The sequence below is a fragment of the Photorhabdus sp. CRCIA-P01 genome, from assembly GCF_003545805.1.
Classification (GTDB): domain Bacteria; phylum Pseudomonadota; class Gammaproteobacteria; order Enterobacterales; family Enterobacteriaceae; genus Photorhabdus; species Photorhabdus antumapuensis.
This window is the reverse complement of sequence record NZ_NMQR01000006.1, coordinates 58,004-80,715: the sequence shown is the minus strand read 5'-3', so window position 1 is coordinate 80,715 and position 22,712 is coordinate 58,004. Positions and strand designations below refer to the sequence as shown.

General features: G+C 40.2%; 23 protein-coding genes and 1 riboswitch. Of the genes, 9 read left to right on the top strand and 14 right to left on the bottom strand.

What is annotated here, in order from left to right; genetic code table 11:
* Positions 1-145: 145 nt before the first annotated feature.
* Positions 146-277, top strand: a complete 132-nt coding sequence (locus D3222_RS26430; protein ID WP_255417015.1) for a hypothetical protein — start codon at positions 146-148, stop codon at positions 275-277.
* Positions 278-577: 300 nt separating this feature from the next.
* Here D3222_RS26430 and yvcK read toward each other — a convergent pair whose 3' ends face one another.
* Positions 578-1,486 carry a uridine diphosphate-N-acetylglucosamine-binding protein YvcK gene (gene yvcK / locus D3222_RS06115; RefSeq protein ID WP_118985366.1) on the bottom strand — a complete coding sequence of 303 codons (909 nt, stop codon included), beginning with the start codon at positions 1,484-1,486 and terminating at the stop codon, positions 578-580.
* Between the two features lie 257 nt (positions 1,487-1,743).
* A riboswitch (molybdenum cofactor riboswitch) is annotated at positions 1,744-1,888 on the top strand.
* On the opposite strand from yvcK, the gene moaA reads away from it, so the two are divergent.
* The 6 genes from moaA (at position 1,878) to D3222_RS26425 (ending at position 5,963) form a co-directional block, all read left to right on the top strand.
* Positions 1,878-2,858, top strand: a complete 981-nt coding sequence (moaA, locus tag D3222_RS06110) for a GTP 3',8-cyclase MoaA (protein WP_118985365.1) — start codon at positions 1,878-1,880, stop codon at positions 2,856-2,858. It overlaps the preceding riboswitch by 11 nt.
* 39 nt (positions 2,859-2,897) lie before the next feature.
* Positions 2,898-3,377: a cyclic pyranopterin monophosphate synthase MoaC gene (gene moaC / locus D3222_RS06105; RefSeq protein WP_118985364.1), complete on the top strand. Its 480-nt coding sequence runs from the start codon at positions 2,898-2,900 to the stop codon at positions 3,375-3,377.
* Positions 3,374-3,619: a molybdopterin synthase sulfur carrier subunit gene (gene moaD, locus D3222_RS06100; RefSeq protein ID WP_118985363.1), complete on the top strand. Its 246-nt coding sequence runs from the start codon at positions 3,374-3,376 to the stop codon at positions 3,617-3,619. The genes moaC and moaD overlap by 4 nt, the downstream gene beginning before the upstream one ends.
* A gap of 3 nt (positions 3,620-3,622) precedes the next feature.
* The gene (moaE, locus tag D3222_RS06095; RefSeq protein WP_118985362.1) at positions 3,623-4,075 is read left to right on the top strand and encodes a molybdopterin synthase catalytic subunit MoaE; all 453 of its coding nucleotides are present in this window, start codon (positions 3,623-3,625) and stop codon (positions 4,073-4,075) included.
* A 308-nt stretch (positions 4,076-4,383) separates the two neighbouring features.
* A complete protein-coding gene (locus D3222_RS06085; protein ID WP_118985360.1) occupies positions 4,384-5,094 on the top strand; it encodes a Bax inhibitor-1/YccA family protein in 711 nt (236 codons plus the stop codon).
* A 344-nt stretch (positions 5,095-5,438) separates the two neighbouring features.
* Positions 5,439-5,963, top strand: a complete 525-nt coding sequence (locus D3222_RS26425; protein WP_255417014.1) for a Fic family protein — start codon at positions 5,439-5,441, stop codon at positions 5,961-5,963.
* Here D3222_RS26425 and D3222_RS06075 read toward each other — a convergent pair.
* The 6 genes from D3222_RS06075 to cecR all read right to left on the bottom strand — a co-directional run bounded on the left by D3222_RS06075 (position 5,956) and on the right by cecR (position 11,973).
* Positions 5,956-6,153, bottom strand: a complete 198-nt coding sequence (locus D3222_RS06075; protein ID WP_088372395.1) for a hypothetical protein — start codon at positions 6,151-6,153, stop codon at positions 5,956-5,958. The genes D3222_RS26425 and D3222_RS06075 overlap by 8 nt on opposite strands.
* 99 nt (positions 6,154-6,252) lie before the next feature.
* The gene (locus D3222_RS06070) at positions 6,253-7,359 is read right to left on the bottom strand and encodes an ABC transporter permease (RefSeq protein WP_118985359.1); all 1,107 of its coding nucleotides are present in this window, start codon (positions 7,357-7,359) and stop codon (positions 6,253-6,255) included.
* A gap of 12 nt (positions 7,360-7,371) precedes the next feature.
* Positions 7,372-8,532 (bottom strand): ABC transporter permease, encoded by a 1,161-nt coding sequence (locus D3222_RS06065; protein ID WP_118985358.1) that lies wholly within the window; start codon positions 8,530-8,532, stop codon positions 7,372-7,374.
* Positions 8,532-10,268, bottom strand: a complete 1,737-nt coding sequence (locus D3222_RS06060) for an ATP-binding cassette domain-containing protein (RefSeq protein WP_118985357.1) — start codon at positions 10,266-10,268, stop codon at positions 8,532-8,534. Before D3222_RS06060 ends, D3222_RS06065 begins: the two co-directional genes overlap by 1 nt.
* Before the next feature lie 9 nt (positions 10,269-10,277).
* Positions 10,278-11,270 carry a secretion protein HlyD gene (hlyD, locus tag D3222_RS06055; protein WP_118985356.1) on the bottom strand — a complete coding sequence of 331 codons (993 nt, stop codon included), beginning with the start codon at positions 11,268-11,270 and terminating at the stop codon, positions 10,278-10,280.
* 16 nt (positions 11,271-11,286) lie between these two features.
* On the bottom strand, positions 11,287-11,973 hold the full coding sequence (gene cecR, locus D3222_RS06050; RefSeq protein WP_118985355.1) for a transcriptional regulator CecR: 687 nt from the start codon (positions 11,971-11,973) through the stop codon (positions 11,287-11,289).
* 302 nt (positions 11,974-12,275) lie between these two features.
* Here cecR and rhlE point away from each other — a divergent pair, with 302 nt between their 5' ends.
* A complete protein-coding gene (gene rhlE, locus D3222_RS06040; RefSeq protein WP_118985353.1) occupies positions 12,276-13,562 on the top strand; it encodes an ATP-dependent RNA helicase RhlE in 1,287 nt (428 codons plus the stop codon).
* Positions 13,563-13,565: 3 nt separating this feature from the next.
* Entirely contained in the window at positions 13,566-14,498 is a 933-nt protein-coding gene (gene dusC, locus D3222_RS06035) for a tRNA dihydrouridine(16) synthase DusC (RefSeq protein ID WP_118985352.1), read from the top strand.
* Positions 14,499-14,516: 18 nt separating this feature from the next.
* Here the strand turns inward: dusC and D3222_RS06030 are convergent, their stop codons facing one another.
* From D3222_RS06030 to D3222_RS25410, 7 genes are all read right to left on the bottom strand, one after another.
* Positions 14,517-14,816 carry a GNAT family N-acetyltransferase gene (locus D3222_RS06030; RefSeq protein WP_232832419.1) on the bottom strand — a complete coding sequence of 100 codons (300 nt, stop codon included), beginning with the start codon at positions 14,814-14,816 and terminating at the stop codon, positions 14,517-14,519.
* A 262-nt stretch (positions 14,817-15,078) separates the two neighbouring features.
* A complete protein-coding gene (locus D3222_RS06025; RefSeq protein ID WP_198672755.1) occupies positions 15,079-16,182 on the bottom strand; it encodes a lipase family protein in 1,104 nt (367 codons plus the stop codon).
* A 715-nt stretch (positions 16,183-16,897) separates the two neighbouring features.
* Positions 16,898-17,983 (bottom strand): lipase family protein, encoded by a 1,086-nt coding sequence (locus D3222_RS06020; protein ID WP_118985350.1) that lies wholly within the window; start codon positions 17,981-17,983, stop codon positions 16,898-16,900.
* A gap of 372 nt (positions 17,984-18,355) precedes the next feature.
* Complete coding sequence (locus tag D3222_RS06015; RefSeq protein WP_118985349.1) at positions 18,356-19,474, bottom strand: lipase family protein; 1,119 nt, start codon at positions 19,472-19,474, stop codon at positions 18,356-18,358.
* Between the two features lie 496 nt (positions 19,475-19,970).
* Positions 19,971-21,077: a lipase family protein gene (locus D3222_RS06010; protein ID WP_118985348.1), complete on the bottom strand. Its 1,107-nt coding sequence runs from the start codon at positions 21,075-21,077 to the stop codon at positions 19,971-19,973.
* A 506-nt stretch (positions 21,078-21,583) separates the two neighbouring features.
* Positions 21,584-22,420 carry a 3-mercaptopyruvate sulfurtransferase gene (gene sseA / locus D3222_RS06005; protein WP_118985347.1) on the bottom strand — a complete coding sequence of 279 codons (837 nt, stop codon included), beginning with the start codon at positions 22,418-22,420 and terminating at the stop codon, positions 21,584-21,586.
* Between the two features lie 67 nt (positions 22,421-22,487).
* Positions 22,488-22,643 carry a hypothetical protein gene (locus D3222_RS25410; RefSeq protein WP_198672754.1) on the bottom strand — a complete coding sequence of 52 codons (156 nt, stop codon included), beginning with the start codon at positions 22,641-22,643 and terminating at the stop codon, positions 22,488-22,490.
* Positions 22,644-22,712 lie beyond the last annotated feature (69 nt).

The window sequence follows — 22,712 nt, the reverse complement described above, 5'->3', positions numbered from 1 at the left end:
TATTTGTTAATTGTTTTCGCCTTTAATTTATCAGTTATTTTTCTACTAACATTTCAGTATATTAGTAAAGCTAAGGCTTGCTTATAGTTCAAGCGGAATTTTGGTCTTTTTCGAAGGAAACTCAACAGGCAGGAAGAAAAACTAAATGGATCAAGAGGCCATTTTGGCGCTGTTGTGGGCGGGTTTTATGTACAGACAAATTCTGGTGATCGCCGGATACATGGAAGTATCTGGAAAGCCTGTCTATCGGGTATCTATGTTTCCGCTTCCAGGATAATTATTGTGTAGCACAATAGAAATACCCAGAGGATGTTTGAGTTCGAAATAAGAATAAAAGATGAAGAACGGTATCTTTTTGCTATTGGCTAGGACCTACCTACTTCTCAAAGTATTAAATTCGTACTGATTTTGAAAAAACGAAACGATAATAAAAGGTTTCGTCAAAGCACAAACTAATAATAAAGGACGATTTTCACCACTCAGCCATAAGTATGTCAATATGTTGGGGCACTATTTATTTACTTTGGCTGAGTAAGTTTCTCGTATCGTTGGATTAACCCCTTAACCAACGCCTTAATTAACCAAGGTTTTGCAGGGTATTCTCTAACGCTTGATGCAGTAATTCACGGTCGTGGCGGTAGGGAACATCCTGTGCTTCGAGTATTTGCTGAGTAATAATCCGGTCATTAAGTTCGCTGATATCTGTGCACGGGCCAACGATTACCGCGTCAATTATCCGGCTGCCAATTTTGTTTTCCATTATTTCCAGCTTATCTTTCAGTGTCAGTTTAGCGGCTGCGGCACTTAATTCTTTGCCAAGGTTACCGATATAAATCATATTAGCGTTGCTACGGCGTAGTGCTTGGGTGAGATCTTCAAGCAGAAGCAATGGCATCAGACTGGTGAAGAAGCTGCCTGGGCCGATAATAATCAGATCCGCCTGAGTGATAGCATCCAATGCCTCTTTTGTTGCGGTCGCAGGTGGATAAAGCATCAATTCCTGAGGAATACAATTCAATTGATCAACATTAACTTCGCCATAAATGGTGTTACCTTGATCATCTATCGCCATCAAGTCAACCGGCTGCTCAGACATTGGAATAAGATGAGCATTAACTTTCAGCAAACTGCGGATTAAATTAATCGCCTCAAGGGGTCTGACACTCAGATGATCTAACGCTTTAAGCATCAGATTTCCTAAATTATGCCCTGCCAGTTCGCCATTGCCACTGAAACGGTATTCGAACATTGCCGACGCGACACTGGGTTCGGTAATCAGCTGATTTAAACAATTGCGGGTATCACCCCAGGCAATACCGCCTTCTGAACGCCGGATCCTGCCGGTTGAGCCGCCATTATCCGTCGTGGTGACAATGCCTGTCAGGCGAGAGCCTAGTGATGAAAGAGAGGACATAACGCGCCCAAGGCCATGACCTCCGCCTAAGGCAACTACCCGATCTAAATCGGCTAATGTGCGGTTTCGCATAGAATTCCTATTACTGACTGAGCATATATTCGCTGAATAATTTTAGCGTAATTTATTATAAAACACGATTAACCGAACAAACGTTATGATTGGGTGCAATGTTTTCATTGATCACCAATAGAAATTGTCTGCGATTTATTCTGAACATTGGGTAATTCATTGTATATTCAATTATATAACGAAAGTGGGTATTCGCATTTTTCTTTGTTAAGCGCTAAAATCCATATAGAGAAGGTCGTTTTACATTAAATCATAGATGTTGGAATTAACTCCTAGCCTCTGCATCTAAGTCCCCTTTTACACAGCGATATGATGCTTTGGCCGTGACCACTGAGTCACCAGGATGTAAGGCAGAAATGCCCGCATCTCCCATATTTGGAAGGGCGTTATAGTGGAACAACTCATAGATGCTTTTGCCCGCAAATTTTACTATTTGCGGCTATCAATCACCGATGTATGTAATTTTCGGTGCACTTATTGTTTGCCGGATGGTTATAAACCCCGTGGACATCGCTCCTTTTTGACATTAGCCGAAATCCGTCTTGTTGGCCGGGCGTTTGCCGATCTGGGTACAGAAAAAATCCGGTTGACGGGGGGCGAACCGACCATGCGCCGCGATTTCACCGATATTATTTCCGTTATACGTGAAAATAAGTTGATTAAAACTCTCGCGGTAACCACCAACGGTTATCGAATGGAACGAGATATTGCTAAGTGGAAAGAGGCGGGTTTAACCTCGGTGAATATCAGTATGGATTCGCTCGATCCCCGTCAGTTTCATGCGATTACTGGGCAGGACAAATTTTTTCAGGTGATGCGTGGGATTGATGCCGCATTTACGGCGGGTTTTAATAAAGTGAAAGTCAATGTGGTGCTGATGAAAAATATTAATGATATCAGCCTGCCGGCTTTCCTGAACTGGATAAAGGATCGCCCGATCCAATTAAGGTTCATTGAGTTGATGGAAACTGGTGATGGCGGCGAAATGTTTCGCAAATACCACATTTCTGGCGAAACTATCCGGGAACGCCTGTTGCTCGATGGCTGGCATTTGCTTCAACGTTCACGCAGTGATGGCCCTGCACAGGTTTTTAGTCATCCTGATTATCAGGGAGAAATTGGTCTGATTATGCCTTATGAGAAAGATTTTTGTCGGAGTTGTAATCGGTTACGTGTTTCTTCAATAGGTCATCTTCATTTATGTCTGTTTGGTGAACAGGGGATACCACTGCGTGACTTGTTGGCGAGTGAAGAACAACTCGATGATCTGAAATTGCGTATTCAGGGCGGATTGCGACATAAACGGGAAACCCATTTTCTTCATCAAGGGGACAGTGGTATCACCCCAAATCTTTCTGTCATCGGCGGTTAATTTACCGTCTAGATATTGTTGTTTTTTCAGGAGCTGAGAATGTCTCAATTAACCCACATCAATTCTACCGGTGAAGCGCATATGGTTGATGTTTCCGCTAAAGCTGAAACATCACGCGAGGCACGGGCAGAAGCGTTTGTTGGAATGAAGCCGGAAACACTGGCAATGATTATTGAAGGTCGCCATCACAAAGGTGATGTGTTTGCAACCGCGAGGATTGCCGGTATTCAGGCAGCAAAGCGCACATGGGAATTAATCCCGCTTTGTCATCCATTACAGCTAACTAAAGTAGAAATCCAGTTGGAAGCACAGACAGAATATAACCGGGTGAGAATTGAATCCTGTTGCCGTCTGACTGGGAGAACTGGCGTTGAAATGGAGGCACTGACAGCGGCATCAGTCGCGGCTTTGACAATTTACGATATGTGTAAAGCGGTACAGAAAGATATGGTCATTGGGCCAGTTCGTTTGTTGGAGAAGATAGGTGGGAAATTAGGCCATTTTAAGGTGGATAAATGATTAAGGTACTGTTTTTTGCTCAGGTACGTGAGCTGGTAGGTACTGATTCACTGGATATCGATAATCGTTACACAACCGTTGACGGTTTGAGAAAAGCGTTAATATCAAAGGGAGAACGTTGGGCCTTGGCGTTGGAAGATGGAAAATTGTTGTCAGCGGTAAACCAATCTCTTGTTCATGGCGGGCACCCATTACAGGATGGTGATGAAGTGGCCTTTTTCCCGCCAGTGACTGGGGGATAATAAATGGAAAACACCCGCATTTTCGTTGGGCCGGAAAATTTCAATGTAGGGGAAGAATATCAATGGCTTGCTCAATGTGATGAAGATGGTGCTATCGTCACTTTCACCGGCAAAGTCCGTAATCATAATCTGGGTGACCGAGTGAGTGTCCTGAGACTGGAACACTATCCCGGAATGACGGAAAAAGCGTTACAAAATATTGTCACCGAAGCACGGGATCGCTGGCCATTGCAGCGTATCAGTGTTATCCACCGGATTGGTACGCTTTACCCTGGTGATGAAATTGTGTTTGTTGGCGTGACAAGCTCCCATCGTCATATGGCTTTTGCAGCGGCTGAATTTATTATGGATTATTTGAAAACAAAGGCGCCTTTCTGGAAAAAAGAGTTTTTGCCTGATGGTGAACGTTGGGTTGAATCCCGTGAGAGTGATCAGGAAGCCGCGAAACGTTGGTGATGAAAGTGTTGGCTAAATTCTGCGAAACGCTTCGAAAACTGATCAGATAGATGAACTGCTATACAAGTAATTATTGAATGGTTAATTGTTTTGATTATATTCTGTGATAATGTATATACCCAATAGATTTCGAGTTGCAGCGCGGCGGCAAGTGAACGAATCCCCAAGAGCATAGATAACGATGTGACTGGGGTGAGTGAAAGTCGCCAACAAAGCAGCAGCTTGAAAGATGAAGGATATAAAACTTGAGTGGGTTGTTGATATTAAACAGCCTGAATTTCTAAACACTGTCATAGAAGGTAAGCGCCATGGATCGTTATCCACGCTCAAATGGTTCTATAATCCAGCAAGCTGGAACCGGCTTGCAAACTTATATGGCCCAAGTTTATGGTTGGATGACTTGTGGCCTGTTGTTAACGGCGTTTGTGGCTTGGTATGTGTCACAAAATCAGAATGTTGTTGAATATATTTTCTCAAACTCGGTGGTTTTCTATGGATTAGTTATTGCTCAATTGGGATTGGTTTTCGTCCTCTCTGGCATGATTAACCGCATGGGAGCTTCGTTAGCTACTGGGTTGTTTATGCTCTACTCAGCGCTGACTGGGCTAACGCTTTCCGGTATTTTTAAAATATATACTGGTGGTTCCATTGCCACTACTTTTGTCGTGACGGCGGGGATGTTTGGTGCGTTGAGTTTTTACGGCTATACCACCAAACGTAGCCTGAGTGGCCTTGGTAGCTTCTTGTTTACGGGGCTGATCGGCATCATTTTGGCTTCTCTGGTTAACTTCTGGTTAAAGAGTGAAGCGTTGATGTGGGCGGTAACCTACATTGGTGTAGTTATCTTTGCGGGCTTAACCGCTTATGACACTCAGAAGCTGAAAGAGATGGGTGAAGATCTGGATGTGAATGACAAAGAGAATTTGCGTAAATTCTCTATTGTTGGCGCACTGACCCTGTATCTGGACTTCATTAATATGTTCTTGATGCTGCTGCGTATTTTTGGCGATCGCCGTTAATTGATATTTTCAGTGTAGTTAAATAACTTTAGCTACACTGACGCTTATTTTTATATGACGAAACTTATACCTGTATCCATTGGTCAGAATAAAAATACCACAACAGTATCTTTATTGATTGAGCCAATTACTCATATTAAGAAGACTATTCGTGGGAAAATGAGTTACCATTATTATTGGAATAATAGAACCAAGGAAGTAATTTTCGGATCAGGAACATTGAAAACAAAAGAATTTATATTTTCAGTTGCTCATATATTAAGATATATACCTAATAGATTTCGAGTTGCAGCGCGGCGGCAAGTGAATGAATCCCCAGGAGCATAGATAACTATGTGACTGGGGTGAGTGAAAGCAGCCAACAAAGCAGCAGCTTGAAAGATGAAGGGTATATAGTAAATAGAGCGTTACCTATTGGTGAATTGGCGTTTGTAGATTGTCATAAGATGTTATTTGGAAATATATACAATTGGGCTGGTCAATATAGAAAAGATGTTATTGTAGTCGGTGATAGAGAGAGGCCAACTATGGAACATTATTATGTATCGCAGTCAATGAAAGCTTGTTTACGAACATGTAATCGTAATGAGATGAATAAAATATCAACAAAATATGAACTCGTAGCTAAGTTGGTTATTATTCATAGAGAATTAGCGTGGATACATCCATTCCAAGATGGGAATGGTAGAACTATTAGATTGTATTTACAAATATTATGTTTATCTAAGGGATTTGATTTTAACTCAGAAATACTGGATGGCTCTGTAAAAAACAAACGTGTTTATCATTATGCAGTAAGAAGAGCTATTGATGGAAAGAGTAGAAATCTAACCGCCTTATTTAATAAGGCGGTTAGTGAGATTAGTTGATTTTTGTCAGGAATTGAGCTGCTTTGCTCATTTTCTTCCATGATTCATCACTGACTTTATTACCTTCGAGAGAAAAAGATGCGCGCAAAGAACGACAAATCCGTTCTTCTAGATTAGCATCAGAGATATATTTGGTTGTATTTTCCTTATCCCTAATTTGTATGGCAATTTGTGAGTGTGAGTTTTTCATAATCTTACCCTAATCAAGAGTCGTATTGTTGATATTATACACATTTTTTCTTCTTGGATATAACGACTTTTCATATAAGTTTGTACATGTGTAATCACATCAGGCAATTTTCCGCCGAAACAACCAATAAGCAAGATTACCGGTTGTGGTAGTAATGGCTAAAAGAGGCCATAGACTTCTCCAGATAACCGTGAAATCGGCATCTTTGAGATAAATTTGCTTGGTGATGTCATTAAAGTGCCAGATAGGATTAATCCAGGTGATATCTTGTAACCATCCGGGCATATTTTCAACCGGAGAAATATAACCGGAGATTAAGATGGCGGGCATGATAAAGACAAATACGCCAATAAATGCCTGTTGCTGAGTGTAGCAAAGAGAGGAGATTAACAGGCCAAATCCCACCAGCGATAAACTGTATATCAGCATAGCGCAGTAAAACAGCGCGAGTGAACCAGAAAAGGGGATTTGATAGCAGAAGATACCAATAGCGAGCACCAAAGTTGCCTGAAAGGTCGCGACAATCACCGCAGGAACTGCTTTGCCAATGAAAATCTGCCAGGTGGTCATGGGTGAAACTAGTAATTGGTCCAGCGTTCCCTGTTCCCTTTCGCGCGCAATTGATAGCGCCGTGACCGTCAATATCCCGACGGTGGTAATCAGTGCCACCAAAGAGGGCACGACAAACCATTTATAATCCAAGTTAGGGTTATACCAGTTGCGGATGACCAACTCGCTATTATTGGCTTTAGGCAGATGACCCATTAGTTCTTGTTGATAGTTCAGAATAATTTCTTGGATATAGCCCGCTGCAATTTGAGCGCTGTTAGAGTTGCGTCCATCCAGCAATACTTGGAGGGAAACCGGGTCATGACTGGCAATTTTAGCACTGAAATCTTGTGGGAAACGTACCAATAATAAGGCTTTTTGGTGATCGATTATCGGTTGTATTTCTTGTGAATGGTTCAGCAATATCACATCAGGAAAGGCTTTTGATTTTGCCAGCCGTTGGGTGAGCTCAATAGAGGCTTTGCCTTTGTCTTCATCAAAAATAGCAATAGTTGCATTAGTGACATCAAGGGTTGCTGATAAAGGAAATAAGATCATCTGGAAGATAACCGGCATAACTAGGATAGCCCGGGTTTGCGGATCTCTGAGTAGAGATTGCAATTCTTTAATAATCAGGGTGTAAAGACGATAAAACATGCTAATTCCTTCTTAATCCAGACGCCGCGGGGTTTTCCATGCCGTCAGGCCAATAAACACAATAGCGGAGGCGATCAGTAATAATAGATTTATCATCAGTACCGTACTGATATTTCCCGCCAGAAAGAGCGTATGCAAACTACTGACAAAATAACGAGCCGGGATGAAATAGGTTACTACCTGAATAAAGGCAGGCATGCTATTTATTTCAAAGATGAAGCCGGAAAGCATAATCGCAGGCAGAAAAGCGACATTCAGCGCTATCATGGCGGCATTAAATTGGTTGCGTGTCACCGTAGAGATCAAAAGCCCAATACCAAGGGCCGTAGCCAGATAGAGGCTAGTGATCGCAGACAATATCCACAAAGAACCTCGGTATGGTACATCTAGCACGAATACCGATACCAGCATACAGAGCAGCATAGCGAATGATCCAAGCACTTGATAAGGCAAGAGTTTAGAAAGCAGTAATTCGGTGCGGGTAATTTGAGTAGACAGCAGAGCTTCCATCGTACCGCGTTCCCATTCACGAGCAACCACCAGTGACGTTAGGATGGCGCCAACCACGGTGATGATAATGGTTATTGCGCCGGGAATGATGAAATGCTGGCTAATTGTTGCTGGATTGAACCAATAACGAACCTGCATATCAATTAACGGATTAACAGCGTTGCCCTGATCTTGTCCTCTTTGTTGCAGCCAAACCTGCCATACTCCTTTGGCATAATTTTGTACAAAGCTGGCGGTATTGGGTTCACTGCCATCAGTAATGACCTGAATTTGTGCTTTACCGTCAGGGCGGGCAAGCTGCGCATCGAAATTGACAGGAATGACAATGAGTCCACGTATTGCTCCTGATTGCATCATATTAATTAATTGCTGACGATTATCGCTGATTTTGGGTTCAATATAGGGCGAACCGGCAAAAGCCTGTATTAATTCACGAGCATCTTCACTTTGTTGTTCTACCAGAATCCCAAGACGGACGGTACTGGAGTCGAGATTAATACCGTAACCAAAGATAAACAGCAGAATCAATGGAATGACAATAGAAATTAATCCGCTGGTGGGATCACGCAAGATCTGTTTCGTCTCTTTTACACAAAGTGCTTTCAATCGCCACCAAGAGAAGCGGACAGCTTGCTGTGGAGCATGTTGCTTTGGGCTACTCATTATTGTAGCTCCTCATCATAATTAACGACCAGATCAATAAATGCCTGTTCCATTGATGGGTCAGGATTTTCATCAGTAGCAACCAATTGTTTCAAGTCATCTGGCGTTCCGGCGGCAATCAATTTACCACGGAATACCAGCCCTATTCGGTCACAATATTCTGCTTCATCCATAAAGTGGGTGGTCACCATAACGGTAACGCCTTTATCTACCATGCCATTGATATGTAGCCAGAATTCGCGTCGTATCTGCGGATCGACCCCCGAAGTTGGCTCGTCCAGGAACAGAATATCGGGCTCATGCATCAGTGCGCAGGAAAGGGCAAGGCGCTGTTTATATCCCAGAGGCAATTGGTCGGTGGTTTGATGTAAAACGGATTTGAGATTGAAAGCGTCGATCATGCCATCAATTTTTTCTTTTTGCTTGCGCCCTTGTAGGCCGTAAATGCCGGAAAAAAATTTCAGGTTCTGTTCAATTGTCAGGTTGCCATACAGAGAAAATTTCTGCGCCATATAACCCAAATGTTGGCGGGCTTTCCCGGAGCTGGTTTTCAGATCCATTCCCAATACCAGCGCCTTACCGCCAGTCGGCACCATGAGCCCGCACATCATTTTAAACGTGGTGGATTTACCGGCACCGTTCGGGCCAAGCAGACCAAAGATTTCTCCACGTTTCACCTGAAAATCAACATGGTCAGTGGCGGCAAAATCGCCAAATTTTTTGGTTAAATCTTGTGCTTCAATGACTGTTTCCGTCGGGTTAGCCGCAATCCGTGGCATGATCTCTGCTAGTTCCGAATGGCGGGTGGAACCACCACCGAGTAAATCGATAAAGGCATCTTCAAAGCGAGGAACGGCTTTAACGATTTCAGCATCAGGTAGATCAAGCTGGCTAAGTAATTCTTGCGGAGAGGCATCAGGCTTGAGAATAAGACGAACATATTTCCCCTGAATCACACCATCCGTTACTTGTGGCAAGGTGAGAGCGTGTTGCAGCATTTTTCTACGGGAGTCTTGTTTGGCACCAAGCAGAAAAGAACGCCCGGACATCTTTTGGGTCAGTTTTTGTGGTTGTCCGCTGTAGAGCAGTTTTCCTTGATTAAGTAACAGGACATCACGACATTGCTCGGCTTCATCCAGATAAGAAGTACTCCAGAGGATTAGCATACCATCATCTGCCAGTTCGTGAACCATCCGCCAGAGTTCGCGGCGGGCTATCGGGTCAACGCCAACGCCGGGTTCGTCCAGCAGCAACACTTTGGGTTTACCAAGCAGAGTACAGGCAAGCCCCAGTTTTTGCTTCATGCCGCCTGAAAGTTTGCCCGCCAGTCGCCCGGTAAAACGGGTCAGATCGGTAAACGTAAGTAGTTGCTCATAGGTTTTTTTACGCTCGTCACCCAGTACGCCACGCAGATCTGCATACAGATTCAGGTTTTCTAATACGGTTAAATCTTCATACAGGCCAAATTTCTGTGGCATATAGCCCAGTTCAAAACGCACTTGTACGCCATCTTTTATCGGATCAAGCCCCATGATTTCAATAGAACCGCTATCGGGTTTCAGTAAACCCGCTAACATGCGTATCAGCGTGGTTTTTCCTGCCCCATCCGGCCCTACAAGGCCAGTAACGGAGCCACCGTAGATCTCTGCGGTCAGGCTGGATACCGCGTGATTATTCAGGCCGGGAAAAGTTTTTTCGACTTTTTCTAACCTTATCGTATATGCAGAGCTGCTCATGACAGCCTCTTATTTATCTGAATCGGAAAAATGCAGTGTAACTGGCATACCTTGACGCAGGGCATCATCCGGGTCGGTGACAATGATGCGCAACCGATAGACGAGATCAGTACGTAGATCGGGGGTCTCTACATTCTTTGGTGTAAATTCGGCTGTGGGTGAAACAAAACCAATTTTGCCGTGATAAGGTTTATCTTTGCGGCTGTCGGTATAGAGTAAAATTTCACGTCCGGGCGTTGCCTGTCCGAGATGGCTTTCACTGATATAGGCTCTTACCCAAACCGGGTCAGTTAGAGAAAGTGTGAACACCGTATTGCCGGCTGACAGCATAGTGCCTGGTTCAATGGCACGGGTCAGGATAGTACCGGATGAGGGGGACGTCAGTTGAGTATCTTGTAAATCCAATTCAGCTTGAGCGACAACCGCTTCGGCTTGAGCAAGCTGGCCTCTGGCTTCTGCAATTTCTTCTTTACGATAACCGGTTTCGAACTGGTTCAGTTTATCTTTAGCCGCTTGTAAAGCCGCTAATGCTTGATTGTGATTGGTTTTAGCATCATCTAATTCGTTGGCCGAAATAACTTTACTTTGCCACAAACCTTGTTGGCGTTTGAAGAAACTATCAGCGAAATGCCAGGCAGCCTCGCGTTGTGCAACTTCCGAACGGACTTGGGCAATTTCTTCTGTGCGATAACCCTCTTCCATCATGGCTAAACGTGCTTTAGTGCTATCACGAGTGGCTTTTGCTTTATTGAGAGCGTTAATAAATGGCCCATTGTCCAGTTGGCCGATAACTTGATTGGCCGCAATGGTATCGCCTTCATCAACTTGTAGACTAGCGAGTTTACCCCCAACCCGGAAACTAAGATTAACAGTACGTATATCTACATTGCCATAGAGGGTCAGAATTTTATCATTTTTACCTTGATAATAGTAACTTCCTAAAATAGCACTAAGAATAATCGCGGTCACCAATATTGCCAGAGTGAGTTTTTTGTTGTACATGATATTCCCTGTTATTTTATTTATTCGGATTATGTTTCTTCAGTCCATTCAGTAATAAATCGATATGCTGGATAAGGATCTGATCAATCAATTTATATTCTTCGGGCCCGATATTATTCCAGCCTGTCTGACGTAATAAAGTTTCCCTCGCCATGCGGAAAGTGAGAACTTCTCCCATGAGAGCATGAGTGTGTAGCATGGTGGAAAGCTGATGTTCATCGGCGCCGATATAGCAGGCAATCAGTTTATTTAATCTGCTGTGAAGAGGCACGAGTGCTTGCTCATGGATTAGGGTATAAGCATCGGTTGGTGCAAGTTGTTCTCTGGCCATTATCCGGCTGATATTAATACTCTCTTTTTCAATCATCAGGCGGTTAATTCCAAGGAATCCTTCATGAATCATCCTCAATATATTTTCTGGTGAGTACGGTGCTGATGATGAAAAAAAATCATCAATTTTTTTAAAAAGATGAGTGAACTCAGTCTTAATTGTGTCAGTAATATACTGGGCAACTGCCTGATAAAGCCCCTCTTTAGAGCCAAAATAATAAGCTATGGCGGCAATGTTTTGTTGAGCATGTAATGTAATTTCCCTAGTCGTTGCACCGGTCAGTCCTGATTTACCGAAAATTTCAAGGGCTGCTTCGAGTAGCTGTTGTTTGGCTTGTTCGCCTCTGGCGGTTTGGGTGTTGTTGACTGACATGGACATGAATCCTGTTGCAAATAATCAAAAGACTTAAACAAAATATCAATCATGGGTTAACTCTATACTTATAGTAAATCAATGTAAATTGCATAAAAATGTTATGGATCATGAAAATTACCGGGTAAATAGCTGTTGTTTTAGTTGCATCATCAGAAAGTATATCTGGTATAATAGCCGAGATATGGCGCATTGCAGTTTGTGTTTTTTCCTTTGTGGTATTGACCACGTCTGATTTTCTTCCCATAAAACTGCCCCTGAATAGCGTTCAGGAATGGTGAAGTCTGGAGCATTTCTTATTTATGAATTTTAAATCACTTGGCTTAAGTGCTGATATTTTGCGTGCCGTTGAAGAACAGGGTTATTCAGCGCCGACGCCAATTCAACAACAGGCAATTCCTGTTGTATTAGCGGGTAAAGATTTATTAGCGAGTGCTCAAACAGGCACGGGTAAAACCGCGGGTTTTACCTTACCCATGCTGCAACGGTTAAATGATTCCCCTATTCAGATGAAAGGGCGCCGGCCAGTCAGAGCATTAATCCTGACCCCAACCCGTGAATTGGCTGCTCAAGTGGGTGAAAATGTACGCGACTACGGCAAATACCTCAGACTGCGCTCTCTGGTTGTTTTTGGCGGTGTCAGTATTAACCCTCAGATGATGAAATTGCGTGGTGGTGTGGATATTTTAGTCGCAACACCAGGGCGGTTACTGGATCTTGAACATCAAAATGCGGTTGATTTATCACGGGTAGAAATTCTGGTATTGGATGAAGCTGACCGAATGCTGGATATGGGGTTTATTCATGATATTCGCCGGGTGCTGAATAAATTACCACCGAAACGGCAAAATTTACTGTTTTCTGCAACTTTCTCTGACGATATCAAAAATTTAGCTAATAAGTTATTGCGAGATCCCGTCAGTGTTGAAGTTGCCCGTCGTAACTCTGCTTCTGAACAGATTGAACAGCTTGTTCACTTTGTCGATAAAAAGCGTAAAGGTGAGCTGCTCTCTTTCTTGATCGGCAGCCGTAACTGGCAGCAAGTTCTGGTATTTACCCGAACCAAGCATGGTGCGAACCGCTTGGCGGAACAGTTAAATAAAGATGGTATAACGGCTTCGGCTATTCATGGTAATAAAAGTCAGGGAGCAAGAACCCGTGCACTGGCTGATTTTAAAGATGGCCGGATCAGAGTATTGGTAGCGACAGATATTGCTGCCCGCGGTCTGGACATTGATCAACTGCCTTATGTGGTGAATTTTGAATTGCCTAATGTCGCTGAAGATTATGTTCACCGTATTGGTCGTACTGGTCGAGCAGATGCAACAGGGCAGGCACTTTCTCTGGTCTGTGTTGATGAGCACAAACTGTTGAAAGATATTGAACGTTTGTTAAAACGGGAGATTCCCCGTATGGCAATTCCCGGCTATGAGCCAGATCCAACCATCAAGGCTGAACCTATCCAAAATGGTCGTCAGGCACGTGGCGATAATCGACAGAAAAATAGCCATCGCCGTTCTGGGGCGCCTTCGCGTCAGCGTAGCAGCAGTCATGATGTATCCCATAAATCGTCTAACGTCTGGGGTTAATTAATGCGGGTTTTACTGGCTCCGATGGAAGGTGTGCTGGACTCTTTGGTTAGGGAACTTCTGAGTGAAATCAATGAGTACGATTTGTGCATTACGGAATTTTTACGGGTTGTCGATAGCCTATTGCCGGTAAAATCTTTTTATAAGCTTTGTCCTGAATTACGTAACCAAAGCCGGACACCATCCGGCACATTGGTAAGGGTTCAGCTCTTGGGTCAATATCCGCGATGGCTGGCGGAAAACGCGGCACGAGCGATTGAATTAGGATCTTATGGCGTTGATTTGAATTGCGGTTGTCCATCAAAAACAGTCAATGGTAGCGGTGGCGGAGCAACGTTGCTGAAAGATCCTGAACTGATTTATCAAGGAGCGAAAGCGATACGTGAAGCAGTACCTGCTCATTTGCCTGTGACGGTTAAGGTTCGTTTAGGTTGGGATAGTGTTGATCGGCAATGTGAAATTGCCGATGCGGTACAACAGGCGGGCGCGACGGAAATGACGGTTCATGGGCGGACCAGAGAGGATGGTTACAAAGCGGAGCGTATTAACTGGCAAGCGATTGGTGAAATCCGTCAACGTCTTTCTATTCCGGTTATCGCCAACGGTGAAATTTGGGATTGGCAAAGTGCGCAGGATTGCCTGAGTGTGACAGGTTGTGATGCGGTCATGATTGGGCGGGGCGCGCTTCATGTTCCTAATTTGAGCCGAGTGGTGAAATATAACGAACCAAAAATGTGTTGGCAGGACGTTGTTCAACTATTGCAAAAATATATCCGGTTGGAAAAACAGGGTGATACCGGGCAATATCATGTTGCTCGGATTAAACAGTGGCTTGGTTATTTACGCAAAGAATATGAAGAGGCGACAACGCTGTTTGAAGAGATAAGAAAGTTAAAAACGTCTGCTGATATAGCACATGTTATCTCTTTGGTGTGACCGGTGATGAAGAGCAACTTAGAACTTCCCATTGGGGTTATTATTTTCTTGATCGTATAGCGATATCATTCCTATTATTATTGATGGATCATCCTTCCTTCTTATAGTCCAAAACCATGCGCTTCCTTCTGCCATTGATGGTAGTGCGATCTTATTTATATATTCCAGGGTGCCATCATCTGGGTAGGGCCACGGGGTGTTTGCTGTAAGATAACGAACAATTTCCCACTTAGGAAAAATGTTTTGAATTTGTATATCATCTTTACTTTCTAAAGGAGGTAATATTAATCTTCTGGTTTCTAGCTTTTTTGCTTCCATTTTGGTTTCCTTTTGTCATATTTTGTTTTATAAAACGTCAGATGATAATGAATTTTATTACTATTACGTGATATTTTTGTCAAAAAAAATTTAATTGATGTGATAATGGTCATTATAAATGATTTTGACAGAAGGATGACTTGTCAGAAATAACTTGGTGGGGGGGTAATTATCTGGAATAAACTTTTATTGTAATAAATGGAACCTTTAATCAAGGTTCCATTTTGGTTAAATTATAAAAATAATCAATATGATGAAACTATTAGGTCTGGTCTTCATCTTGAACAATAGATGATAAAAATTCTCTAATATAGCGAGATTGACCATCGTTAATCACAACAATATCATAATCAGTTGGTGGATTAGCGCGATCATTAACGACTGTAAAACTCATGCCGTACTCTTTGGGATAAGCATCAATATGTTGAAGTACGAGTTTTTCAATTAAACCGGTAGAAGGTTTTAAATCAGGTGCAGTAAAAGGTAAATCTGGCGTAAGTTGAGTGTAATTCTTATCCTTCACGACTGAGATAAAACCGTTAACGATTAAAGTTGATATTGGATAGAGAGCCTTAATTTCTTCTAATCCTTTTACACTCCAGGCTAGGGTAACAATATCTTTACGGTTATGGATCCGGAGAAAATTACTTTCATAGCTAGATAGTAATGTTCCATTAAAAACAGATTCACTATAGGATGCGAAAACATCGTTACCCGCAGTTGGGGCAGCAAAGGAGGAAACATGAATACGAATATTATTATTTCCTCTATCAATATAACGTCTCTTTAAATACACACCAAGCGTAGAGGCCATTACACCGCCTAAACTATGCCCTGTAAGAATAATATTATGTACGCCTTCTTCCAGTGCAATTTTATCAATTGCCTCAATCAATGATTCTCCATAACCAGGAGGGTTATTGCTCTTTATTTGGTTGACAATATAGTCTAAAGTTATATGGGTTCCTTTTGAAATTTTAGCATCTTTGGGGGCTTTTGAATCCCAAATTGACCAGTTTTCAGTTGTGCCTACATTGAAATTCTCATCAAACCAGTTAACATTGGACCATGATCCGCGAATAACGATTCGATAATCGTTTGGATTTTTGAGATCTTTTACAATGAATAAAACGTGATCGTCTTTTTTATCTACAGCGCTTGTTTTCTTATTAACACTACCGACACGAAAAACAGCAGGTCCCCAAATGATGGAGAATCTATTTGCGGTAGCCTTACTACTTGCTAATGATTTTTGAATATTTTCTGAAACGATAGCCGGTTCTGATTGATAGGTTATTATACTCCCAGAGTTGATAATAAAGCCTAACGCAAGATTTATTTTTTGATCTTCAAGAGAAATTGTCATTTTTGTTTCCAATTTTTAATATAATGAATGCTGATCTGGTGTGTTAGCTTAAACACTAATGATCAATACTTTGGGTTTTTATTTAAATAACAGAGTCAAAGTTAATAATTATCTTTAAATCTGTTAAATGAGAGTATATAATTTTTTAAAGTTATTTTATTTAACAAAATAAATTATCTATTATGAACTTTAAAATAAATAGTAAAAATTATGTTATGATTTTTTAAGATTATATACCTAATAGATTTCGAGTTGCAGCGAGGCGGCAAGTGAACGAATCCCCAGGAGCATAGATAACTATGTGACTGGGGTGAGTGAAAGCAGCCAACAAAGCAGCAGCTTGAAAGATAACGGGTATATTAGCTATTGGTAATGATAACGTGAAGGGCATAGCTAATTATTAGCTATGGAAAATAATTAGATTTCGAGTTGCAGCGCGGCGGCAAGTGAACGAATCCCCAGGAGCATAGATAATGATGTGACTGGGGTGAGTGAAAGTAGCCAACAAAGCAGCAGCTTGAAAGATGAAGGGTATATATTGGTATCTACAAAAGTGAGTGATAGTGAATTACTGTAATTAGTTATAGGTAGGAAAAATAATTTATTTACTCTATTCAATTGTAATTTATTGCAATGAATGGAACCTTTAATAAAGGTTCCATTACTGATGAATCAGAAAATATATTACAATAGGGTAAGGTTATGTAATATTGCTCTAATCTTTAATTAGAGAGCTGAAACAGTTATGAATATGTTTAGATAAGTTATTATCAATCACAACAATATCGCAGCCAGTCGGTATCGTTGAATTGCCATGAATTTCTTTGTAACTCATTTGATAATATTTTGGATATGCATTGATATGTTGAAACCCTATACTATCAAGTAAGTTTTGATGTTTATTTAACTTCTCTGAAAAAGAGAACTCTGGGGAGAGTTGGGTATAGTTTATATGGCGGGTTTTGTGGATATAAATCTCAACTCCAATTATTAGTATTGGATAGAGTTTCTCAATTTTCTTCAAATCATTTTTAGCCCATGCTAGTGGAACGATGTCATGGTTATTATGAATTCTTAGAAAATTACTTTCATAAGAATCAGGGCTTAATGTACCTTTAAAAACGGAGTCGGAATAGGAGGCGAAAATATCATTACCGGCAGTTGGGGCTGCAAAAGTACATACTTGAATACGAATATTGTCGTTTCCTTCATTAAGGTATTTTCTCTTCAGATATAAGCCAATAGTAGAAGCGAGTACACCGCCCAAACTATGTCCCGTGACGGTAATATTCAGTATCTTATTTTTCCCTTCTTCTTTGATAATTTTATTAATTTTATCGATGAGTGGTTCATTGTCCTCATTAAGAGGACAGCCATTAATAAGAGAGGTTAATGCTAAGTCTGTTCCATGGGAAATTTTAGCGTCTTTAAATTCTTGAGGAATATTTGTGTCCCAGTTAGACCAGTCTACAGTTTTAGATACATGAAGATCTTCATTAATCTCATTAATCCTAGACCAGGTTCCTCGAATGACAATGCGATAGTCACTTGGATTATCGATATCTTTCACAATCATTACAACGTGATCATATTTTTTGTCATGGTGTTTTTCATCAATACGGAATATAGCCGGCCCCCAAACCATAGAGAATTTATCTGCTGTTGCTTTACTGTTCTTAAGTGATTTATGAATATCACATTCAATGACTTTTATTTTGTCTGGTTTGTCAGAAATTTCTCCAGAATTAATAATAAGGCTTAATGCAAGATTTAATTTTTGCTCTTCACAGGATATAGTCATTTTTATCTCTCCCATTTTTAAATGTTGATCTGATTTTTAGGTTAAAACATCAAGGTTTAATTTTTTGAAGCTTACGTTTAAATGGAAAATATAGTTAAAGTTAATAATGAATTTTGAATATGTCAAATGTGTGCAAAGGATTTTTTAATGTTATTTTATTTGGCAACATGTAAATTATTTATTATGAAATTAAAAATAAGTGATAAAGATGATGTGCCAAATAGTTACACGAAATATCATTACATCTTTGAAAGATTATATGAGTTACTTTGTATATCATACTGCTTATGGAAAGTAATTTATTGCAATGAATGGAACCTTTAATAAAGGTCCCATTTATACTCTGAGAGAAATATACATAATAATATAAAATTATGTGATACTGATTTTATCCTTGATTAAAAACTTGAAGAGATCAACAATACTTTCGGATAGGCTATCATTAATGACAACAATATCGTAATCAGTCGGTATGTTTAAATTATCATCAATGGTGATGAAACTCATATCATACTCTTTGGTATAGGCATGAGTATGTTGATTGCCAATATTAACCAGTAAATCATCAAACGACGCTATTGGTGATATTGGGATTTTTGAATGAATAGAGAAATCTGGGAAAATTTGCGTGTAATTCTTATCAAGGACAGAGAGGATAAGAGCATTAATTGTTACAGTTAACACTGGATAGATAGCTTTAACTTCCTCTAAACCTTTTATATGCCAGGCTAAGGGAACGACATCTATACTATTATGAATTCTCAGAAAATTACTTTTATAACCAACAACTGATATATCATTGAAAATAGATTCAGAGTAGGATGCGAAAGTATCGTTGCCAGCAGTTGGGCCGGCAAAAGCACAGACATTAATTCGAATATTGTTGTTTCCCTTATCAAGATACCGTCTCTTTAGATATAAACCAATGGTAGAAGATAGCACGCCTCCTAAACTGTGTCCTGTAATAGTAATGTTTTGTACCCCTTCTTTCTGGGCAATTTTATCAATGGCATCAGTGAGCGATTCTCCATAACCCGGAGGATTGTTGCTTTTCAATTGATTAAGAATATAGCCTAATGCCATGTCGGTTCCATGGGCTATTTTGGCATTTTTGGGTGATCTTGAATCCCATCGTGCCCAATCTTGCGTGTTACAGACAATAACATCTTCATTAAGCCAGTTAATATCGGACCATGATCCCCGAATAACCACGCGATAGTCGTTTGGGTCATGGCGATTTTGCGCAATGAATAGAACATGATCGTCCTTTTTATCTATAACGCTTTTTTTCCCATCAACGTCATCAACGCGAAACACCGCGGGTCCCCAAATGATAGTGAATTTGTTTGCTGTTGCTTTACTGCTTTCCAATGATCTTTGGATATTTTCCGAAACAATGCCCGGTTCTGGTTTGCTAGTTTTTATACCTCCAGAGTTAATAACGAAGCTGAGCGCGAGATTTATTTTTTGATCTTCACGAGAAATAGTCATTTTTACTCCCTATTTTTTCATGTAATAAGTGTTAATGCGAGGTATCGGTCTAAATATCAAGATTTAATTCTTTTGCTCTTCCATTTAGACAAAAACAGAATTTAACTTAAAGTTAATAATAACTTTCAGATCTGTCAAATAAGTACATAGGTTTTTTGATATTATTTTATTTGACGAAAATATAAATTATTTATTTTGAAATTAAAAATAAACGATTGGATTATATATTGAATAATTACATTTAAATATTATTACTATCTTTTTGGATTATGTTTTTGCTCAAGGAAACTAATGTATGAATAACGTTGATATTATCTCTGCGAATAATTTAATCTGGAATGATTATAAATCAGTGATATTCTAGTGATATATGGAGAAAAGTGGTTTTTTATTATGTTTAAATAATTATCGTTCAATGGAGTCTTTATAATAAGGCTCCATTAAGTTTAGATAAAATATAGATGAAGCATAATAAATTTATGCGACATTAATATTGTCATTCAGGCAGCGGTATCTGTAAGAAATAAGCGACGATATCTTGAGATAGATTACTATTAATAACCACAATATCATCAGTAGGTGGTTGAGTGCCGTCATTAACCTCCAATAAATTCATGCCATATTGGTTGGCATAGGCTTTAATATGTTGGAAAACAACTTGCTTATTGAGATCCAGTTCTGCAATAGGTGCTGTAAAAGGTAAATCTGGCGTGAGTTTGGTGTAACCTTTATCTTGCACGAGAAGAACAATCTTTTTAAATCTGTTAATTAATTTTTCATCTAATTTAATTAATGGTTCATAGATTGTTGGGATTTTCTCTAATCCATCCAGATTCCAGATGAGGGAAATAACATCTTTACGATTATATATCCTTAAAAAATGGCTTTTATAGCTGGTTGTTAAGGTGCCGTTAAAAACAGATTTAATATAAGATGCAAAAATATCATTACCGGTATTTGGATTGGCAAAAGAGCAAACATGAATACGAATATTATTGTTCCCTTTATTAAGGTATAAGCGTTTTAAATATAATCCAAGGGTAGAAGAGAGAATACCACCCAAACTGTGCCCGGTGATGGTAATATTATGTATGCCTTTTTCCGAAGCAATTTTATTAATTGCTTCGATGAGTGATTCTCCATATCCAGGAATATTGTTACTTTTTACTTGATTAACAATATAGTTTAATGCTATATGGGTTCCATAAGAAATCTTAGCATCTTTAAATTCTTCAGGAATATTCTGATCCCAAAGTGACCAATTTACTGTTTCATGTACAGCAAAATTTTCAACTTGCCAGTTAACATCAGACCATGATCCTCGGATAACGATGCGATAATCATGGGGAATCTTGCGATTTTTTACAATGAATAAAACGTGGTCGTCCTTATTACCCTTGGTGTTATTGCCGTTATCAACGCGAAAAACGGCGGGGCCCCAAATAATAGAAAATCTGTTGGCTGTCACTCTGCTCTTTTCCAGTGATGTTTGAATATCTTCTGCAACCATAGTCGGCTCTGGTTTTTCAGTTATTATACTCCCTGCACCACTGATAAAGCTGAGTGCGAGATTTATTCTTTGATCTTTAAGAGAAATAGTCATTTTTACTCTCCATTTTTATAATATAAATTTTGATATTATGCTTTGGTAAAAGTATCAATATTCAACTTTTTTATAATCCGTTGCATAAGGGTATTTTATTTTTATTTCTTTGTGGTAAAACGTGGAGCAGGGTAATATTCAAGATAAAAATCAATGGGTTTTAAACCCATCTTGGTGCTGATCTCCTTATGTATTTCCGCTAAAGGCAATCCCTATTGGAATAATATCTTAATCTTATTTACAAATAAAAAACAGAGTTGAATTTTAAGTTGATAATAATAATATTTAAATTTACAAATATGTTCGTTTGATTATTTTATGTAACTATGATTGATAAATGATAATCTTTATTGAGAAATTAATAGATAGAATTATGAAATATAACGATATGGAACTTATTTGATTGGATGCTATTTGATTACTGAAAAATATATCTATACCTAATAGATTTCGAGCCGCAGCGCGGCGGCAAAGGGCATAGAGTGAATATGCCCTATGGTATTTAATTATTTCTCAAGTGGTAGGGTATTGTCTGCTCCCCATTCAGCCCATGATCCATCATATAAATAAACATCTTTCTTGCCGATGATATCTAAACTCAATACTAAAACGGCAGCAGTCATACCCGATCCACAACTGGCGATAACCGGTTTGTTTAAATCGACGCCTTGCTTATGGAAAATATCTGTAATTTCAGTTTTTGATTTAAAGTGACCATTCTCTACCAACATGGTCCACGGAACGTTTTTACTGCCAGGAATATGGCCCATTCTTAATCCAGGACGCGGTTCTGGGGCTTTAGCTTGAAAACGGTCTGTTGCTCTGGCATCAACAATTTGGGTTTGTTGATCATTTAGCACATCCAGAATGTGTTCCAGGGATTTCACTTTGTTGGCATCGAAATCGGTATTAAAGATTTGGGGATTGCGTTTCACTTCACCTGATTCTGTTGGCAATCCTGCCTGTTGCCAGCCTTGTAAACCGCCATCAAGAATACGGACGTTGCGGCTACCGAATATCTTAAATGTCCACCATGCACGAGGGGCGGAGAACATATTGCCTTGGTCATAAATCACGACTAGATGATTTTCACTGATCCCCATTGCGCCAGCGGCCTGACTGAAAGTTTGCGGGTCGGGCAGCATGTGAGGTAATCCACTTTGATGATTGGCAATTTTGTCTAAATCAAAAAATTGGGCGTTGGGGATATGGGTATCCAGCCAAAGTTTATGACAATCAATCTGTTGAGGTGGTGGTGGGGCGGTTGCATCAAGGATGACAAGATTCTTATCATCAAGATGATCTTTTAACCATTGTGGAGTGACAAAGTATGCGTTATTCATGGAATCCCTCACTTGATACGAAAATGAATTAGATACAAAGATAAGTCAATGTCACGGTCCGCTATTGTTATTGTACCGGCGCCGTGGTGGTTTCTTGTTGTTGACTGGTTGGTGATTCTATCGGTGTGGTTGAACGGGTATACATATTAAGGCCCGCCAAGAATACGCCGCCAATTGAACCAAATGCAAAGATAGCGATGAAAATGATAAGGAGCTTTTTCATTATTGTTCTCAGGTGTTGTAGAAAATAGGCAGTATATAGCGTTCTGAATAGCTGACAAGATGCTCACTA

Excerpts from the sequence above, each read along its gene's own strand:
- D3222_RS26430 (WP_255417015.1), top strand. The coding sequence starts at position 146 with ATGGATCAAGAGGCCATTTTGGCGCTGTTGTGGGCGGGTTTTATGTAC.
- yvcK (WP_118985366.1), bottom strand. The coding sequence starts at position 1,486 with ATGCGAAACCGCACATTAGCCGATTTAGATCGGGTAGTTGCCTTAGGC.
- moaC (WP_118985364.1), top strand. The coding sequence starts at position 2,898 with ATGTCTCAATTAACCCACATCAATTCTACCGGTGAAGCGCATATGGTT.
- moaD (WP_118985363.1), top strand. The coding sequence starts at position 3,374 with ATGATTAAGGTACTGTTTTTTGCTCAGGTACGTGAGCTGGTAGGTACT.
- moaE (WP_118985362.1), top strand. The coding sequence starts at position 3,623 with ATGGAAAACACCCGCATTTTCGTTGGGCCGGAAAATTTCAATGTAGGG.
- D3222_RS06085 (WP_118985360.1), top strand. The coding sequence starts at position 4,384 with ATGGATCGTTATCCACGCTCAAATGGTTCTATAATCCAGCAAGCTGGA.
- D3222_RS06075 (WP_088372395.1), bottom strand. The coding sequence starts at position 6,153 with ATGAAAAACTCACACTCACAAATTGCCATACAAATTAGGGATAAGGAA.
- D3222_RS06070 (WP_118985359.1), bottom strand. The coding sequence starts at position 7,359 with ATGTTTTATCGTCTTTACACCCTGATTATTAAAGAATTGCAATCTCTA.
- D3222_RS06065 (WP_118985358.1), bottom strand. The coding sequence starts at position 8,532 with ATGAGTAGCCCAAAGCAACATGCTCCACAGCAAGCTGTCCGCTTCTCT.
- D3222_RS06060 (WP_118985357.1), bottom strand. The coding sequence starts at position 10,268 with ATGAGCAGCTCTGCATATACGATAAGGTTAGAAAAAGTCGAAAAAACT.
- hlyD (WP_118985356.1), bottom strand. The coding sequence starts at position 11,270 with ATGTACAACAAAAAACTCACTCTGGCAATATTGGTGACCGCGATTATT.
- cecR (WP_118985355.1), bottom strand. The coding sequence starts at position 11,973 with ATGTCAGTCAACAACACCCAAACCGCCAGAGGCGAACAAGCCAAACAA.
- rhlE (WP_118985353.1), top strand. The coding sequence starts at position 12,276 with ATGAATTTTAAATCACTTGGCTTAAGTGCTGATATTTTGCGTGCCGTT.
- dusC (WP_118985352.1), top strand. The coding sequence starts at position 13,566 with ATGCGGGTTTTACTGGCTCCGATGGAAGGTGTGCTGGACTCTTTGGTT.
- D3222_RS06030 (WP_232832419.1), bottom strand. The coding sequence starts at position 14,816 with ATGGAAGCAAAAAAGCTAGAAACCAGAAGATTAATATTACCTCCTTTA.
- D3222_RS06025 (WP_198672755.1), bottom strand. The coding sequence starts at position 16,182 with ATGACAATTTCTCTTGAAGATCAAAAAATAAATCTTGCGTTAGGCTTT.
- D3222_RS06020 (WP_118985350.1), bottom strand. The coding sequence starts at position 17,983 with ATGACTATATCCTGTGAAGAGCAAAAATTAAATCTTGCATTAAGCCTT.
- D3222_RS06015 (WP_118985349.1), bottom strand. The coding sequence starts at position 19,474 with ATGACTATTTCTCGTGAAGATCAAAAAATAAATCTCGCGCTCAGCTTC.
- D3222_RS06010 (WP_118985348.1), bottom strand. The coding sequence starts at position 21,077 with ATGACTATTTCTCTTAAAGATCAAAGAATAAATCTCGCACTCAGCTTT.
- sseA (WP_118985347.1), bottom strand. The coding sequence starts at position 22,420 with ATGAATAACGCATACTTTGTCACTCCACAATGGTTAAAAGATCATCTT.
- D3222_RS25410 (WP_198672754.1), bottom strand. The coding sequence starts at position 22,643 with ATGAAAAAGCTCCTTATCATTTTCATCGCTATCTTTGCATTTGGTTCA.